Annotated in this window: 13 protein-coding genes; 5 read left to right on the top strand and 8 right to left on the bottom strand. The window is 67.7% G+C overall.

From position 1 onward, the window contains the following. The first annotated feature begins 120 nt into the window (after positions 1 to 120). The 5 genes from A6A40_RS17330 (at position 121) to A6A40_RS17310 (ending at position 4,814) form a co-directional block, all read left to right on the top strand. Positions 121 to 1,392, top strand: a complete 1,272-nt coding sequence (locus A6A40_RS17330; RefSeq protein ID WP_108547140.1) for an aromatic ring-hydroxylating dioxygenase subunit alpha — start codon at positions 121 to 123, stop codon at positions 1,390 to 1,392. Next, on the top strand, positions 1,389 to 1,907 hold the full coding sequence (locus tag A6A40_RS17325) for an aromatic-ring-hydroxylating dioxygenase subunit beta (protein WP_108547139.1): 519 nt from the start codon (positions 1,389 to 1,391) through the stop codon (positions 1,905 to 1,907). Before A6A40_RS17330 ends, A6A40_RS17325 begins: the two co-directional genes overlap by 4 nt. Positions 1,908 to 1,920: 13 nt before the next feature. After that, positions 1,921 to 2,259 (top strand): non-heme iron oxygenase ferredoxin subunit, encoded by a 339-nt coding sequence (locus A6A40_RS17320; RefSeq protein WP_014189174.1) that lies wholly within the window; start codon positions 1,921 to 1,923, stop codon positions 2,257 to 2,259. Positions 2,260 to 2,263: 4 nt separating this feature from the next. Next, positions 2,264 to 3,328: a gentisate 1,2-dioxygenase gene (gene gtdA / locus A6A40_RS17315; RefSeq protein WP_108547138.1), complete on the top strand. Its 1,065-nt coding sequence runs from the start codon at positions 2,264 to 2,266 to the stop codon at positions 3,326 to 3,328. A gap of 121 nt (positions 3,329 to 3,449) precedes the next feature. Further along, the gene (locus A6A40_RS17310; RefSeq protein WP_108547137.1) at positions 3,450 to 4,814 is read left to right on the top strand and encodes an MFS transporter; all 1,365 of its coding nucleotides are present in this window, start codon (positions 3,450 to 3,452) and stop codon (positions 4,812 to 4,814) included. Positions 4,815 to 5,479: 665 nt separating this feature from the next. Here A6A40_RS17310 and A6A40_RS32315 read toward each other — a convergent pair. The 8 genes from A6A40_RS32315 to A6A40_RS17270 form a co-directional block, all read right to left on the bottom strand. Continuing rightward, the coding region (locus tag A6A40_RS32315) for a HAMP domain-containing protein (protein WP_335645194.1) at positions 5,480 to 6,147 on the bottom strand (668 nt) is incomplete at its 3' end. A gap of 935 nt (positions 6,148 to 7,082) precedes the next feature. Next, the gene (locus tag A6A40_RS17300; RefSeq protein ID WP_108547135.1) at positions 7,083 to 8,723 is read right to left on the bottom strand and encodes an FGGY-family carbohydrate kinase; all 1,641 of its coding nucleotides are present in this window, start codon (positions 8,721 to 8,723) and stop codon (positions 7,083 to 7,085) included. A 22-nt stretch (positions 8,724 to 8,745) separates the two neighbouring features. Next, a complete protein-coding gene (gene rbsK, locus A6A40_RS17295) occupies positions 8,746 to 9,669 on the bottom strand; it encodes a ribokinase (protein ID WP_108547134.1) in 924 nt (307 codons plus the stop codon). A 15-nt stretch (positions 9,670 to 9,684) separates the two neighbouring features. Continuing rightward, entirely contained in the window at positions 9,685 to 10,770 is a 1,086-nt protein-coding gene (locus A6A40_RS17290; protein WP_108547133.1) for an aldose 1-epimerase family protein, read from the bottom strand. A 23-nt stretch (positions 10,771 to 10,793) separates the two neighbouring features. Beyond that, complete coding sequence (locus tag A6A40_RS17285) at positions 10,794 to 11,786, bottom strand: ABC transporter permease (RefSeq protein WP_108547132.1); 993 nt, start codon at positions 11,784 to 11,786, stop codon at positions 10,794 to 10,796. A gap of 12 nt (positions 11,787 to 11,798) precedes the next feature. Then, positions 11,799 to 12,776, bottom strand: a complete 978-nt coding sequence (locus tag A6A40_RS17280; RefSeq protein WP_108547131.1) for an ABC transporter permease — start codon at positions 12,774 to 12,776, stop codon at positions 11,799 to 11,801. Positions 12,777 to 12,787: 11 nt separating this feature from the next. After that, positions 12,788 to 14,290, bottom strand: coding sequence for a sugar ABC transporter ATP-binding protein (locus tag A6A40_RS17275; protein ID WP_108547130.1), 1,503 nt, complete (start codon positions 14,288 to 14,290; stop codon positions 12,788 to 12,790). An 85-nt stretch (positions 14,291 to 14,375) separates the two neighbouring features. Further along, positions 14,376 to 15,422, bottom strand: coding sequence for an autoinducer 2 ABC transporter substrate-binding protein (locus A6A40_RS17270; RefSeq protein WP_108547129.1), 1,047 nt, complete (start codon positions 15,420 to 15,422; stop codon positions 14,376 to 14,378). Positions 15,423 to 15,604: the final 182 nt, after the last annotated feature.

Genomic DNA, 15,604 nt, shown 5'->3' with positions numbered 1-15,604 from the left:
TCGTGGACGAACTGTCGCTGTCGCTGATGGTTCGCCCTTGACGCATCGTTCGTGTTGCGCAATATACAATTCATCGCACGATATGCAATACGCTTTGCCAACAAGATGCGCGGAGGAGCGATGAGCACGGCCAGCAGTCCCGCCAGCCGGGACTCCACACAGCAGGACCGCCCGGCACCCCGGCGCTGGGCCACCGATGGAGCCTCGCAGGTTCCCTATTGGGTCTATTCGGACGAGGAGACCTACCGGCGCGAGTTGGAGCGGATCTGGTACGGCCCGCACTGGCTCTACTGCGCCCTTGAAGCCGAGATCCCGAAGGTCGGCGACTTCAAGACCACCACGCTGGGCGAAAAGCCGGTGATCGTGGTGCGCAGCGCCGAGGACGAGATCAGCGTGGTGGAAAACCGCTGCGCCCACCGCGGGGTGAAGTTCTGCCAAAGCCGGTCCGGCCACGCCAAGGACCTGCTCTGCCCCTATCACCAGTGGGCCTACGACCTGCGTGGCGAGCTGATCGGCGTTCCCTTCCGCCGCGGCGTGCGGCGCCAGGGCGGCATGCCGGCCGATTTCGATCCGTCGAAGCACGGCCTGCGCCGCCTGCGGGTCGAGGTGGTCAACGGCGTGGTGTGGGCCACCTTCTCCGACGACACGCCGCCCTTCCGCGAGTATCTCGGCGAAAAATTCTGGAAGCATTACACGCGCGTCTATGACGGCCGGAAGCTGGAGGTGCTCGGCTACAACCGGCAGCACATTCCCGGCAACTGGAAGCTGATGATGGAGAACATCAAGGACCCGTACCATGCGGGCCTGCTGCATGTGTTCTTCGTCACCTTCGGCCTGTTCCGCGCCGACCAGAAATCCGCCGTCGACATCGACGAGACCGGCCGCCACGGCGTGCTGATCAGCCGCAAGGGCGCGCAGGAGGTCAACGACGTCACCGCCGACATGCGCAATTTCCAGGGCGACCTGAAGCTGGCCGACCCGCGCATCCTCGACGTGGTGAACGAGTTCCCCGGCGACGAGACGGTGGGCATGATCACCATCTTCCCCAGCGTCATCCTGCAGCAGCAGGTCAATTCGTTGACCACCCGCCAGATCGTGCCGGCCGGGGCCGGCGGCTTCGATTTCCACTGGACCCACTGGTGCTATGCCGACGACACGCCGGAGATGAAGCTGCGCCGCACCCGGCAGGCCAACCTGTTCGGCCCGGCCGGCTTCGTGTCGGCCGACGACGGCGAGGTGATCGAGATGTGCCAGCAGGGCTTCGCCGCCTCTCCCGATGCCGAGGCGCTGGTGACGATGGGCGGGCACGACATCGCCCCGACCGACCACATGGTCACCGAAACCGCGATCCGCGGCATGTACCGCTACTGGCGCGAGGTGATGGGGCTATGAGCACGCCGACGATGGACCGCCCCGACGATGTGGCCGCGGCGATGGCTGCGGACGCGGCGCTGCGCGCCCGGGTCCGCGACTTCTACGACGCCTATTACGATGCGCTCGACGATGTGCGGCTGGAGGACTGGCCGGACTTCTTCACCGAAGAGTGCCTCTACCGCGTCATCCCGCGCGAGAACCACGAGCGCGGCTTCATGCTCTGCACCATGCAGGCGGAAAGCCGCGGCATGCTGCAGGACCGGGTGACCGGCCTGCTCAAGACCCAGATGTACGCTCCGCGCTATTACCGCCGCTTCCCCGGCCCCCTGCGGGTGACGGTGGGCGCCGACGGCATCCGCACCCGCCACAACCTGCTGATGGTCCAGACGCTGATCGACCGGCAGCCCAGCATCGTGCTGTGCGGCGTCTGCCACGACCGTCTGGTCGAGGATGAGGGGCGGCTGCGATTGGTGGAACGCGTGGTCGTCTTCGATTCCGAGATGATCGCCAACAGCCTGATCTATCCGGCCTGAGGAGTATTCCCCCATGACCGTGACGACACCCGTGACGACGACCTGGTTCAAGACCATCCCGGCCGCCGCCGTCGAGCAGGACGGCGTCGCCCGCGCCCAGGCCGGCGGCCAGCGCGTGGCGCTCTATGCCGTGGAGGGCGAGTATTTCGCCACCTCCGATGTCTGCACCCACGGGCAGGCCTTCCTGTCCGACGGCTATCTCGACGGGCACCTGATCGAATGCCCGCTGCACCAGGGCCTGTTCGACGTCCGCACCGGTGCGGCGGCCGGCGCGCCCTGCACCGTGCCGGTCCGCAGCTTTCCGGTGAAAATCGAGGATGGAGTCCTCTATGTCCAGATCGAGGAGGCGTGACGCCATGGCGCCCGACACCCACGGACTTCTCAGCAACGACACCGACGCCCAGCTGCGCCAACTCTACGAGGCGATGCGGCCCCAGCATCTCTATCCCCTGTGGGAGGTGCTGGGCGCGCTGGTCACCCCGACGCCGCGCGCGCCGACGGTTGCGGCGAAGTGGGAGTACGACATCGCCCGCGCCCATCTGATGCGGGCCGGCGACCTGATCAGCGCGGAGAAGGCGGAGCGCCGCGTGCTGATCCTGGAGAATCCCGGCACGCCCGGCACCGCCGGCATCACCACCAGCCTCTATGCCGGGCTGCAGATGATCCTGCCCGGCGAGGTGGCGCCCTGCCACCGTCACAGCCAGTCGGCGCTGCGCTTCGTCATGGAAGGCCATGGCGCCTACACCGCGGTGGACGGCGAGAAGGCGGTGATGAACCCCTTCGACCTCGTGCTGACGCCGAACTGGCAGTGGCACGATCACGGCAACACCACCGACCATGCGATGATCTGGCTCGACGGGCTGGACATCCCGACCGTTCGCCATTTCGACGCCAGCTTCGCCGAGCATCTCGGCCAGCCGGCCCATCCCGAGACGGTGCGGCCCGGCGACAGCAGCGCCCGCTACGGCCACAACATGCGGCCGATGCGCGGCACCGCCGCCGACCGCCGGCCGGCGCACCAGCCGCTGTTCCACTACCCCTATCCGCAATGGCGGGCCAGCCTCGACGCGCTGGCGGCGGCGGAAGCGCCCGATCCCTGGATCGGCCATGCGCTGGAATTCATCAACCCGGCCGACGGCGGCGCGATCATGCCGACCATCTCGGCCCATGTCCGTCTGCTGCCGACGGGCTTCGAGACGAAGCCGCGCCGCTCCACCGACGGCACCGTCCTCGTGGTGGTGGAGGGGCACGGCCATGCCAGGGTCGGCGACAGGGAATTCACCCTGTCCGAGCGTGACGTGATCGTCGTGCCGAGCTGGGACGAGGTGACGATCCAGGCCGGCAGCGACCTGGTGCTGTTCGGCTATTCCGACCGCACCGCCCAGGAGAAGCTGGGCCTCTACCGCGAACGGCGCGCCTGAGCGCCACCCCGTTCGCCCAAGCCCTTCGCCGAAAAGGGCAGACGGCCGGCGGTCCAGAGACGGCCGCCGGCCGGCCGGACAACGATCCGGACCGGACACCGAACATCAATGGGAGGGGCACATGCCCGGACAGCAGCACGTCATCGACGTGACCGCGGCGATCGAACGCGCGCGGTTCGGCCGGTTCCAGTTCCTGATCACCGCGCTCTGCGCGCTGATCGCGCTTCTGGACGGCTTCGATACACAAGCCATCGCCTATGTGGCGCCGGTCATCGCCGAACAATGGGGGATGAGCGTCGCCGGCTTCGGCCCGATCTTCGGCGCCGGCCTTGCCGGCCTGACGGTCGGCGCCTTCATTCTCAGCCCGGCGGCCGACCGTTTCGGGCGCAAGAGCATCATCCTGCTGTCCATGCTGATCTTCGGCGTCTTCTCGCTGGTGACCGCCTGGGCAGGCACGATGAACGAGCTGCTGATCTACCGCTTCCTGACCGGCGTCGGGCTGGGCGGGGCGATGCCGAACATCATCGCGCTGACCTCCGAATATGCGCCGGCGCGGCTGCGGGCGACGCTGGTCACCGTCATGTTCTGCGGTTTTCCCTTCGGCTCGACCGTCGGCGGCGTCATCAGCGCGCCGCTGATCGCCGCCTATGGCTGGCAGTCGGTCTTCATCGTCGGCGGCGTCGCCCCGCTGGCGGTGCTGCTGGTGCTGATCGTCTGGCTGCCGGAATCGCTGCGCTATCTGGTCGCCAGCGGCGCCCCGCGCGAGAGGATCGGCGGCATCCTGAAGCGGCTGGATCCGGAGCACGCATCCCGCATCGACGCCGGGACCGGTTTCATCCTGCATGAACCGAAGGCAACCGGCTTCACCGTCGCCAAGCTGTTCCAGGAGGGGAGGGCGCGCACCACCCTGCTGCTGTGGGCGGCCTTCTTCATGAACCTGCTGGTGATGTATTTCCTGGTCAACTGGCTGCCGTCGCTGCTGCGCGCCAGCGGCATGCCCATCGGCACCGCGATCCTGTCGACCGCCGTGCTGAATCTCGGCGGCGTGGTCGGCGCCATCGCGCTCGGCCGCATGATCGACCGCATGAACCCGCATCTGGTGCTGGGCAGCGCCTATGCCGCCTCGGCCCTGTTCATCGTCGGCGTCGCCTTCGGCTCGCACGACCTGTGGCTGCTGATGCCGGCCGTCTTCCTGGCCGGCTTCGGCGTTGTGGGTGCGCAGATCGGCATGAACGCGCTGGCCGCCGGCATCTATCCGACGGCGATCCGCTCCACCGGCGTCGGTTGGGCGCTGGGCATCGGCCGCATCGGCTCCATCATCGGCCCGGTGGCCGGCGGCGCCCTGCTGGGGGCCGGCTGGAGCGCGCAAGGGGTGGTGCTTGCGGCGGTCGGCCCGGCGCTGCTGGCGTCCCTGGCGGTCTTCGCCCTACGCCGCCATCCGGTCCCGTCCGGTGCGTTGAAGGCGTCCGCCACGCTGGCGCATTGACCGCCGGCACCGCGTCGCCAGTGAAAGGACGGCTGCCCCGGCGGCCGTCCTTTTTTCATCCCGTGCTTAGCGCCGGCCGGCGACGGTGGTAGGACTGGATGAACCCCTTTGTTTCATCGGCCGGAGGGAAGGCATGGCGCGGTGGCGGCGGTCCACTCGCCCCTCTTCTGAAACAATCGAGCGAAACTGCCGCTTTCATGGCATGAACCCGGTGCTGCGCGGCCCTGCGGCCTTCGGATGGAACAGTGGAACCGGCCCGGAAAACCGTTCCATGGCGTTTCAAACGTTCCATCCGGCGCCGGTCCGGCCGTGCACGTCAGGCCGCGCGCACCTCGGCGATGAAGGCCTGGATCCGCTCGCGCAGGCGGTCGGAGTCGTGCGACAGGCTGTCGGCGGCGCCCAGCACCTCCGTGGCCGCCTGCCCGACCTGCCCGGCGGAACTGCTGACCTCGGCGATGTTGCCGGTCACCAGCTGGGTTCCCAGGGCCGCCTGCTGGATGTTGCGGCCGATCTCCTGGGTGGCGGCGGTCTGTTGTTCCACCGCAGCCGCGATGGCGCCGGCGATGGAATCGACGTCGTCGATGGTGCGGCCGATGGTCTGGATCGCCGTCACCGTGCCGTCCGTCACGGTCTGGATCTCGGCGATCTGGCTGCCGATCTCCTCNAGGTTGGTCTGGCTGGCGATGTTCTGGATCAGGCTGACCACGTCGCCGATCTTCTGGGCCGCCTGCACCAGCCGGGCGACCAGCGCGTTGGTTCGTTCGCCCTCCTCGACGGCGTTGCGGGCGATGGCGGCGGCGGCGTTGACCTGCCGGCCGATCTCGCCGATGGAGCCGCCCAGCTGTTCCGACGCCGCGGCGACGGTGGCGACGTTGGCGGAGGACTGCGCTGTGGCGGCGGCGACGGTCGAGGCCTGCTCCGTCGTCTGCGAGGCGATGGCGGTCATGGTCTCGGCATTGCCGCGCAGATGGCGCGCGGCCGACGCCACCGCCTGCACCATGTCCTGCACGTCGGCGTCGAAGCGGTCGGCCAGCGCCCGCATGGCGGCCTGGCGGTCGCGCTCCGCCTGCAGCTTCTGCGCCTCGCGTTCCTCCTGCAGGCTGCGCATGGCAAGGCCGTTGCTCTTGAACACCTGCAGGGCGCGGGCGAGCAGCCCGACCTCGTCCTTGCGCCCGGCACCCTGGATGTCGACCGCGAGCTTGCCGTCGGCGATGGCCGTCATGTCGGCGACCAGCCGGTGCAGCGGCCGGACGACGAAGACCACGATGATGGAGCCGAACAGGCCGAAGGCGATCAGCAGGCCGACGCCGGTGACCGTATAGAGCCGGGCCATGACGCTGGCGGACAGCGCCATCGCCCGCTCCTCGGCGCGCTTGGTCTCTTCCAGGCTGTGCTCCACCCGCTCCGACAGCGCCATGGTCAGTTTCTGCCGGACCGGACGGCCGACGTCGATGGACACGCGGATCGCGCTGTCGGTGTCGTAGGCCCGCGCCAGATCGACCGCCTTCTGCGATACCCGTTCATACTCGCCGACGATGGACTTGATCCCGGCGATGGTCTCGCGGTCGGCCGGGGCGTCATAGGCCGCGGCCAGCCGGTCGATCGCGGTCAGCGCCTTGCCGATGTTGTCCTTGTAGGTGGCGAAGGCGGCGTCGATGCGCTCGCGCGTGCCGGCGACCAGCGCGTTCGACTCCGCGTCCATCGCATCGCTCATGGCCGACTGGATCGCCAGTGCCGCCGACAGCCGCCCGGCCACCACATCGGTCACCCGGCTGGTGGAGGCGGTCAGGTCGATCAGTGCCGACCGGGCGGTCCAGACCACGCTGCCCATGACGGCAAGCAGCAGGACTGCCGGGATCAGCAGCTTATGGACCAGTTTCCGGTCGGAAAACCAGCGGTGCAGGGCCATGGCGTATCTCTTTCCGAGGATATGGTGGGGGCCGAGTGGGGGCTTTCTGCCCAAGGCAACCGGCTGCAGCGGGAGCAGGAAATCCCCGGCCCGAATAATTGCTATACGATTGCATTGACTGAAATATGATAGACAATAGTTTGTGTCCGAACAAACGATTTTTCTTGCCGACGGAATGGCCGATTCAGCCGGATTGTGTTCCGCCGCTGATCCGGAGAGGCCAAGGTGATTGCGTTTGGGCGGGCGCGGGATTTGCGCCAATGCATGCACGTCCGCGCAAGGTCGTGCATGACCTTGCCCCGCCCGAACTCAAGCGCGGCGCCGTCGAGATTGTGCGGAGAGAGTGCGGCGGCGGGGGGTCAGCCTGCTGCGGCCATCAGGGCGCGGTAGGCCATCTGGTCGTCGTGAAGCCGCAGGAAGACGCTGTATTTTGCGTCGTGATAGGCGCGCAGCCGGTCTTCGGCCGGTGCGATGCTGCGGCCGGCGCGGGTCATGCCGGCCATGCCGGCGGCGATGTCGGGGAAGGCTCCCGCGGCGACCGCACCCAGAACCGCGGACCCCAGCAGCACCGCCTCCGGCTCCTCCGGCAGGACCAGCGTGCAGCCGGTGGCGTCGGCATGCGCCTCCAGGAACACCGGATTCTTGGTGCCGCCGCCGCAGGCGAGGATGGTGTCGATGGCGTAGCCGGTGCCGTTCATCGCCGCGACGATGTGTCTGGTGCCGTAGGCGACGGCCTGCACCGTCGCCAGATAAAGCAGCGCCAGATCCTCCAGCCCGTCCGACAGGCGAAGCCCGCTGACGGCACCGCGCAGGCTGGCGTCGGCGCGCGGCGAGCGGTTGCCGTGGAAATCGGGCAGCACATGCAGGTCGCGGGTCAGCATCGCCACCGGTCCGCTGCTGCGTTCGGCCAATGCGGCCAGTTCGTCGTTCAGCAACTGGTAGACCGTGGTGCCGCGCCGCTGGGCCTCAAGGGCGAGGTCCGCATGGCGGGGATGGCCCTGCAGCACATGGTCGATCAGGGCACCGGTCGCCGACTGCCCGCCCTCGTTCAGCCAGAGACCCGGCAGCATGGCGGAGTGGTAGGGGCCCCAGACGCCGGGGATGAAGCGCGGCGCTGCCGGGCTCATCACCATGTGGCAGCTCGACGTGCCGCCGATCAGCGCCAACCGCCGGTCGTAATCGATAGAAGCCGATGCGGCGAGCGGCACGCCGATGACGCCGATCCCGCCGGCATGGGCGTCGATCATGGAGGTTCCGACGGCGATGCCGGGCGTCAGCCCAAGCTCGCGGGCCGCCTCGACGGTCAGACCGCCGCCGATGGCGCTGCCGACCGCGCCGACATCGGTGCCGATGCGCGCATGACCCTCGTCCACCAGATCACCCAGCCCGATGGCGCTGAGATAGGAGTCGTCCCACCGCCCCTCATGGCCCAGATAGGTCCATTTGCACACCAGCGAGCACAGCGACCGCCGGGCCGATCCGGTCGCCCTCCAGGTCAGGAAGTCGGGCAGGTCGAAGAAATGCGCGGCGCGGCTCCAGCTCTGCGGCAGCTTTTCCTTCAGCCACAGCAGCTTGGGCGTCTGCATTTCCGGCGACAGCCGGCCGCCGACATAGCGCAGCACGTCATGCCCGCCTGAATTGATGCGGTCGGTTTGGTCGATGGCGCGATGGTCCATCCAGACGATGACGTTGCGGGAATCGTCGCCCTTCGGATCGACCGTCACCGGCCGCCCGGCGGCGTCCAGCACCACCAGCGAACAGGTGGCGTCGAAACCGATGCCGACCACCTTCGGCGTCTCGGCGCAAGCTGCCAGCGCCTCCTGCACCGCGGCACAGACGGCGGCCCAGATGTCGTCGGAGGACTGCTCCGCCCATTCCGGATCGGGCTTCCACATCCGGATCGGGCGCGATGCAGCGGCCAGCCGGCGGCCGGCAAGGTCGAAGATGCCGGCACGGGCGCTGCCGGTCCCCACATCGACTCCGATCACGGCGCGTGTCATGGCGTGTTCCTTCGTCCGACGTTTAGAGGCTGGCGCAGAAGGCCTCGAACGCCTCGCGGCTGGCGTAGGATTTCTGGGTGCCCGGCCGGGTGATGCTGTCGGCGGCATAGCGCACCGCCTTGTGCAGGGCGGCATCGAGGTCGCGGTTCTCGACATAATAGCGGGCGAAGCTGCCGATGAAGGCGTCGCCGGCCCCGGTGGTGTCCACCGGCGTCACCCGCACCGGCTCGATCCGCCGGGTCTCCTCGCCCTTGCTCACCAGCAGGGCGCCGCGCGCGCCCAGCGTGACGATCACCGTGCGGATGCCGCGCCCGATCAGCGCCCGCGCCGCCGTCTCGGCCTCCGCCTCCGAATTCACCGGCAGACCGGAGATGGTCGCCAGTTCGGTCTGGTTCGGCACCAGGAAGGTGACTTGCTCGATCCGCTTCGGGTCGAGATCGGTTGGCGCCGGGGCAGGGTTCAGCAGCGTCTCGATGCCGTGCCGCGCGCCGAACGCGATGGTGTGGTAGATCGTCTCCAGCGGGACTTCCAACTGCATGACAATCAGGTCGCAGCCCTTCAGATCCTCGGCGGCGCGGTCGATGTCGGCCGGCGACAGCAGGGCGTTGGCGCCCTTGATGATCAGGATGCTGTTCTCGCCCGACGGCTCGACGAAGATGGGGGCGACGCCGCTGGAGGTGCCGGGCACCCGCTCCACATAGCGGGTGTCGATGCCGGACTCCTTGAGGTTGCGGATGGTGTTGTCGGCGAAGATGTCATCGCCGACCTTGGTGACCATCATCACCTCGGCCCCCAGCCGGGCGGCGGCGATGGCCTGGTTGGCGCCCTTGCCGCCGCAGCCCATCTCGAAGCGGGGCGCCTCGATGGTCTCACCGGGGCCGGGCATGCGGGCGGTGTAGGTGATCAGGTCGACCATGTTGCTGCCGACCACGGCGATCTTGCCCATCTTCTGCTACTCCTCTCACAGCGCCCGGATGGCGCATTCCTCGGCTTCGGCCTCGTCGGCGGTCAGGTAGCCCAGCCGCACCGAGAAGCGCCGCGTCTCGCCGCCCGCCAGAGTCTGGACATTGCCCTTTGCGCTCTCCGCGGTGTAGCCCTCCGGCTCGCAGGTGGAGGGCAGGGCGAAGGCGCAGACCTTCTGGTCGCTGTTGACCAGCACCCAGCGCACCGTCTTGGGGAACTCCCGCGTGCTGTAGGCGATGTGGAAGGCGTCGCCCTCCCGCCGCCGCATCATCACCGCGGTGCCGCCCTCCTCGTCGGTGCGCAGGCCGCGGATGTAGAAGACCTGCTCCGGGTCGTAGCGGTGCGGTTCGTCGAGCACCTCCATCACCGCCGGATCGCGGGCGAGGTCGGCCAGCAGCGCGTCATAGGCCGGGCTGCGCGGCACATGGGCCGGAACCGCCGTGCGCACCGCCGTCGCCTCCGGCGTGAAGGGAGCCGGCTGGACGATGCGGGCGCCCTCGGCGAAGGCGAAGTTGACGTGGCACATGTACATCAGGTCCATGGCCGCGCCAGACAGGTTCTCGACCTCCATCCGGATGTCGAACAGGGCGGAGCCGGGGCGCAGCACCACGCGCGGGCGGGCGGCGTAATGGGCACCGAAGCCCATCACATAGTTGCGCAAGCCCGTCACCGCCATGTAGGGGCCTTCGTCATCCTCCCCCACCTCCAGCCCGGCGGAATCCATCGGTGCGCAGGGCATCTCGCCATGCAGAAGATGGCTGTCCTGCGGACCGGGGCAGCCGTTGCGCAGCAGCCCGGAATGGAAGGCGAAGCAACCGTATGTGCCGACGATCTCGCTGGCCGGGCGCGGCATGTCGAACATGTTCGCCATGGTCAGGTCGACGCCGTCGAACACGGCATCCCACACCATCTGGCCGTAATAGGGCAGCACCACCAGATGGCCGCGCCGGTTGGACAGCCGCACCGCCTCGATCCCGCTGTCGTAGCGGAACAGGCTGGCGGTCATGCCGTGCGCCTCGGCGATCGGGCGCTCCGCCTCGCCGAAGAAGCTCTTGCGGAAATGGATCGCGGTGCGGACGTTCATCGGTGGTCCTCCCGGAAAACAGGCTAGCGGGTGCGGTTCTTGTAGGCGTTGATCACGATGACCAGCAGCAGGAACGCGCCCCAGATGAAGTCGATCAGGTGGTTGGAGAAGCGCAGGATCTGGAAGCCGCTCGACAGCAGCATCAGCGCCGCCACGGCGATGGTGATGCCCAGAACCGTGCCGCGCCCGCCAGCCGGGTTGGTGCCGCCCAGCACGGCGATCAGCACCGCCTGCAGCAGATAGGAGTTGCCGTAGTCCGACTTCGCCGCGTTGGTCCGCCCCGACAGGATGATCCCCGCGACCGACGCCAGAACGCCGGTCAGCATGTAGCTGTACAGCACCATGCGCTCCCGCTTCAGCCCGGCGAACAGCGCCGCCTTCGGGTTGGTGCCGATCAACATCAGGTTGATGCCCAAAGCGGTGCGGGTCAGCATGAAGGCGATCAGCGCGGCGATCACCGCGAACAGCACGAAGGGTGTCGCCAGCCCCAGGATCTTGCCGTTGCCGAGGAAGGCCCAGGCGGCTGGAAAGCCGACGATGGCCGGCCCGCCGGTCAGCACGATGGCGAGCCCGGTGAAGACCTGTCCCGTTCCCAGCGTCGCCAGGATCGGCGTGATCCCCATCCGGGTGATCAGCAACCCGTTGACCGTCCCCGCCACCAGTCCGGTCCCGAGGGCGACGACCCCGCCCAGCAGAACGGTCATGATGCCGGCGTCGGCGATGCCGGCGGCCCCTGCCAGCTTGTGGAACAGCACGCCGGCCAGAATACCCGACAGATTGGCGACACCCACCACCGACAGGTCGATTCCGCCGGTGAGCATGGCGATCATCATGGCGATGGAGAGCAGGCCAAGCTCGGGGAAGATGTAGGTGATCGACTCGAAATTGTAGTAGCGCAGGAACTTGTCGGGGCTGAGCGCCGTCATCACGGCGAAGATCAGCACCGTCATCACCAGAAGCTGGACGATGTTGTTGTCCCGGTTGATCAGGCTGCGGATGTTCATTTGCGTCTTCATGCTCCGCCTCCCTCACGCCGCCCGGCGGCGGTCGCGCCACGCCGACAGGGCGGTCGCGGCGATGACGATCAGACCTACGACGACGAGCTGCCAGGTGGTGTCCACTCTCATGATGATCAGGCTGTTCTTGACCATCACCAGCATGAAGACGCCGAGCATGGTGCCGAGAACGCTGCCCCGCCCGCCGAAGATCGACGCCCCGCCCAGCACCACCGCGGCGATGACGTCCAGCTCAAGGCCGACGAAGTCGCGCGGGTTGGCCAGCCAGATCATGCCGCTGTGCAGCAGCCCGGCGAAGCCAGCCAGCGCGCCGGCGACGCAATAGATGAAGAAGATGGTCTTGCGCAAATCGAAGCCGGCGCGGCGCGCCGCCTCGGGATCGCCGCCCAGCGCGTAGGCGCTGCGGCCGATCATGGTGTGGCGCAGCACCAGATGCATGGCGAGCGCCAGCCCGAGATAGATCAGCACCATCGCCGTCAGGCCGTAGGTGGTGCCGTCGGCCTTGGTCACGCTGACCACGTCGGTGCGGGCGAAGTCGATCAGCGCGGTCGGCATCTTGTTGATGTTGATCATGCTGGTGCCGACGACGCCCAGCAGGAAGCCGCGCACCATGGCGCTGGTGCCCAGCGTCACGATCAGCGGGATCATGCGGAACTTGTAGACGAAGAAGCCGTTCACCGCGCCGAACGCCAGCCCCATCAGGGTGGCCGCCAGCAGCGGCAGCACGACGCCGTTGTATCCCAGCGCCAGCATGCCCTTGATCGTCAGATACATGGCGGCGACGGCGAAGGCCGGGAAGGACACGTCGATGCCGCCGGAGATCAGCACCAGCAGCACGCCCAAGGCCATGATGCCGATGATGACGTTGCTGCGCATCAGGCTGAACAGGTTGTCGAGCTGCCAGAAGGCGGGGTTGATCGTGCCGATGAGGACCATGGCGAGCAGCAGGATGCCCGCGATGACCGTTTCCGACCGGCGGAGCAGGGCCATCGGTTCCTCCCTCAGGTAAAGGTCTTGAGCCGGTCGCTGACCGACTCCTCGGTGACGTCGGCGGCGGGCAGATCCTCGATGAAGCGCCCGCGATGCATCAGCACGATGCGGTTGCAGTTCTGCACCAGCTCCAGCACGTCGTCGGAGATCATCAGGACGGCGAGGCCGTGATGCTGGGCCAGCTCCCGGATCTTGGCGTGGATTTCCGCCTTCGACCCGACATCGACGCCGACGGTCGGGCCGTTCAGGATCAGCACGCGGGCATCGGTCAGCAGCCAGCGGGCCAGCACCACGCGCTGCTGGTTGCCGCCCGACAGCTGCATCACCGGCTTCTCGGCGGTGGGGGTGGCGATCTGCATGGCGCGGACCATGCCCTGCGTCATCTCCTCCGCCCGGTCGCGGTCGATCACCAGCTTGGACGCCAGCCGTTCGTAGGAGGTGGCGAGCATGTTGCGCTTGATGCTCTGCGGCAGGAACAGCCCTTCGGTCAGCCGATCCTCCGGCACATAGGCGATGCCGGCGCCGATGGCCTCCTGGGTCGTGCGCAGCCGGACCGGTGCGCCGTCGATCAGGATTTCGCCCTCATAGCGCGGAACCATGCCGAACAGCGCCAGCGCCAGATCGGTGCGGCCGGAGCCCAGCAGCCCCGACAACCCGACGATCTCGCCCGGCCGGATGGCCAGATCCAGCCCCTCGCACTTGCCGGGTACGGTCAGGCCGCGGATCTCCAGCCGGGGGACCGGCGGCGGGCCGGGGGGCGGGGTCCAGACATAGGGTTGGTTGAGGATGTCGCTGCCGGTCATGTGGCGGGTGATCGACGCCTCGTCGAAGTCGCCGGTCGGCCCCTCCGCCACCTTGCGGCCGTTGCGGATCACGGTGATGCGCTCGCTGATCTCCAGCATCTCGCGCATCTTGTGGCTGACGAACAGGATGGCGATGCCGCGCGCCTGGATGTCGCGGACGATGCGGAACAGCGTCTCGACCTCCTTGCGGGTCAAGGCCGTGGTCGGCTCGTCCATGATGATCAGGCGGGCGTCGGACATCAGCGCGCGGGCGATGGCGACCAGCTGCTTGCCGGCGGTCGGCAGCGACGCCACCTCCGCATCCAGGTCAAGCTCGACGCCCAGCCTGTCCACCGCCTCGCGTGCGATGGCGCGGGTGCGCCGCCAGTTCATCAGGCGCCGTTTCTCGCCCAGATGGACGTTCATCGCCAGATTCTCGGCGACCGTCAAATTCCCGAACAGGGAGAAGTCCTGGTAGATGACCTGGACGCCGTGGGCGATGGCCTCGATCGGCGACATGCCGGGCATCGTCCTGCCGTCGATCAGGAGTTCGCCGCCGTCCGGCTGGTAGACGCCGGACATGATCTTGATGACGGTGGATTTGCCCGACCCGTTCTCTCCGGCCAGGCAATGGATCTCGCCGGGCTTGATGACCAGGGACATGGCGTCCAGCGCGACGACGCCGGAAAACACCTTCCGGATGTTCCGGAGTTCGATGAAACCGTCTGACATGACGTCCGCCCGGCGGTTCGAGGAAAGGATGGAGACACGGGCGCCGACAGCCGTCCTCCGGCCAGCGGCGCCCGTCCCCAGGTCATCAGAAGTCGTAGGAGCCCATGTTCTCCTTGGTCACGCCGACCCAGCCCTGGCCGTACAGCAGGTTGGCCTTGGCGCCCTGCGGCGTGGTCAGGGCGGTGTAGCCGGGCAGGCCCAGGTTCAGGCCGGCCTTGATCTGGTCCTTCTTTCCGTCAAGCGCCATCACCGCCATCATGTTCATGGCATAGCCGGCGACCGCCGGATCCCAGAACTGGATGTACTGGATGTCGCCCTGGGTCAGATACTGGCCGGCCACCGAAACCAGGCCGGTCCCGGAGAAGAACAGCTTGTTCTTCAGGCCGCGTTCGGCCACCAGACGGCCGGCGCCGGCCGAGGTCGGCATCGGACCGCCGATGATGCCCTTCAGGTCCGGGTAGGTGGTCAGGACTTCCTTCAGCTTGTTGTAGTCGGTGTTGGCGTCGTCATAGGTCTCCAGACGGTTGGTCACCATCTGCATCTTGGGGAAGTTCTGCTTCTGGTAGGCGATGGCGCCATCGATCCATTCGTTCTGCGACTTCGAGGTCAGGCTGCCGACGGTGCAGACATATTTCCCCTCGCCGCCCATCGCCTTGCCCAGCACTTCCATCAGCTTGGCGCCGTAGGCGAAGTTGTCGAAGGCTTCCAGCACATAGTCGGCGTTCTGAATGTTCGACGCCTCATGCGCGATCACCACGATGCCGCGGTCGCGCGCCTTCTTCAGCACCGGCTCCACCGCCTCGACGGAGAAGGGGACGATGGCGATCGCATCCACGCCCTGGGCGATCAGGTTCTCGACCAGCTGGACCTGGGCCGCGGCATCGGCCTGGCTCGGCCCCACCATCCAGGTGTCGTGGCCGGTGTCGCCGGCGAACTGCTTCACGCCGTCGCGCATGCGGTCGAACCAGGCGATACCGTCGACCTTCACAACGGTGGCGATGGAGTATTTCTTCTTGGTGGCGTCGGACTTCAGCGTCTTGACGGCATCCGGGGTCGGAACCGGATCGGCCGCCATCGCCGGCACGGCGACCAGCGACGCGGCGACGATGAGCGAGGACAGCAACTTCTTCATGTTGGCGTGACTCCCATTGCAGGCGATGAGCGCCGCAGGTCGGAGGGCGGAAAGCCACATCCCACCGGCGCCGCCGGGGTGTTTGCCACCCCCTTCCGCGTTCCGTTTTTGTGGATGCCGTGCCGGCTGGGACGGACGGAACACCCGCCCGGCCGGCACGCTGTACAGCGTGGACCTGCGGC

The sequence above is a fragment of the Azospirillum humicireducens genome (assembly GCF_001639105.2).
GTDB lineage: Bacteria > Pseudomonadota > Alphaproteobacteria > Azospirillales > Azospirillaceae > Azospirillum > Azospirillum humicireducens.
This window is presented reverse-complemented; position numbering and strand designations above follow the sequence as displayed.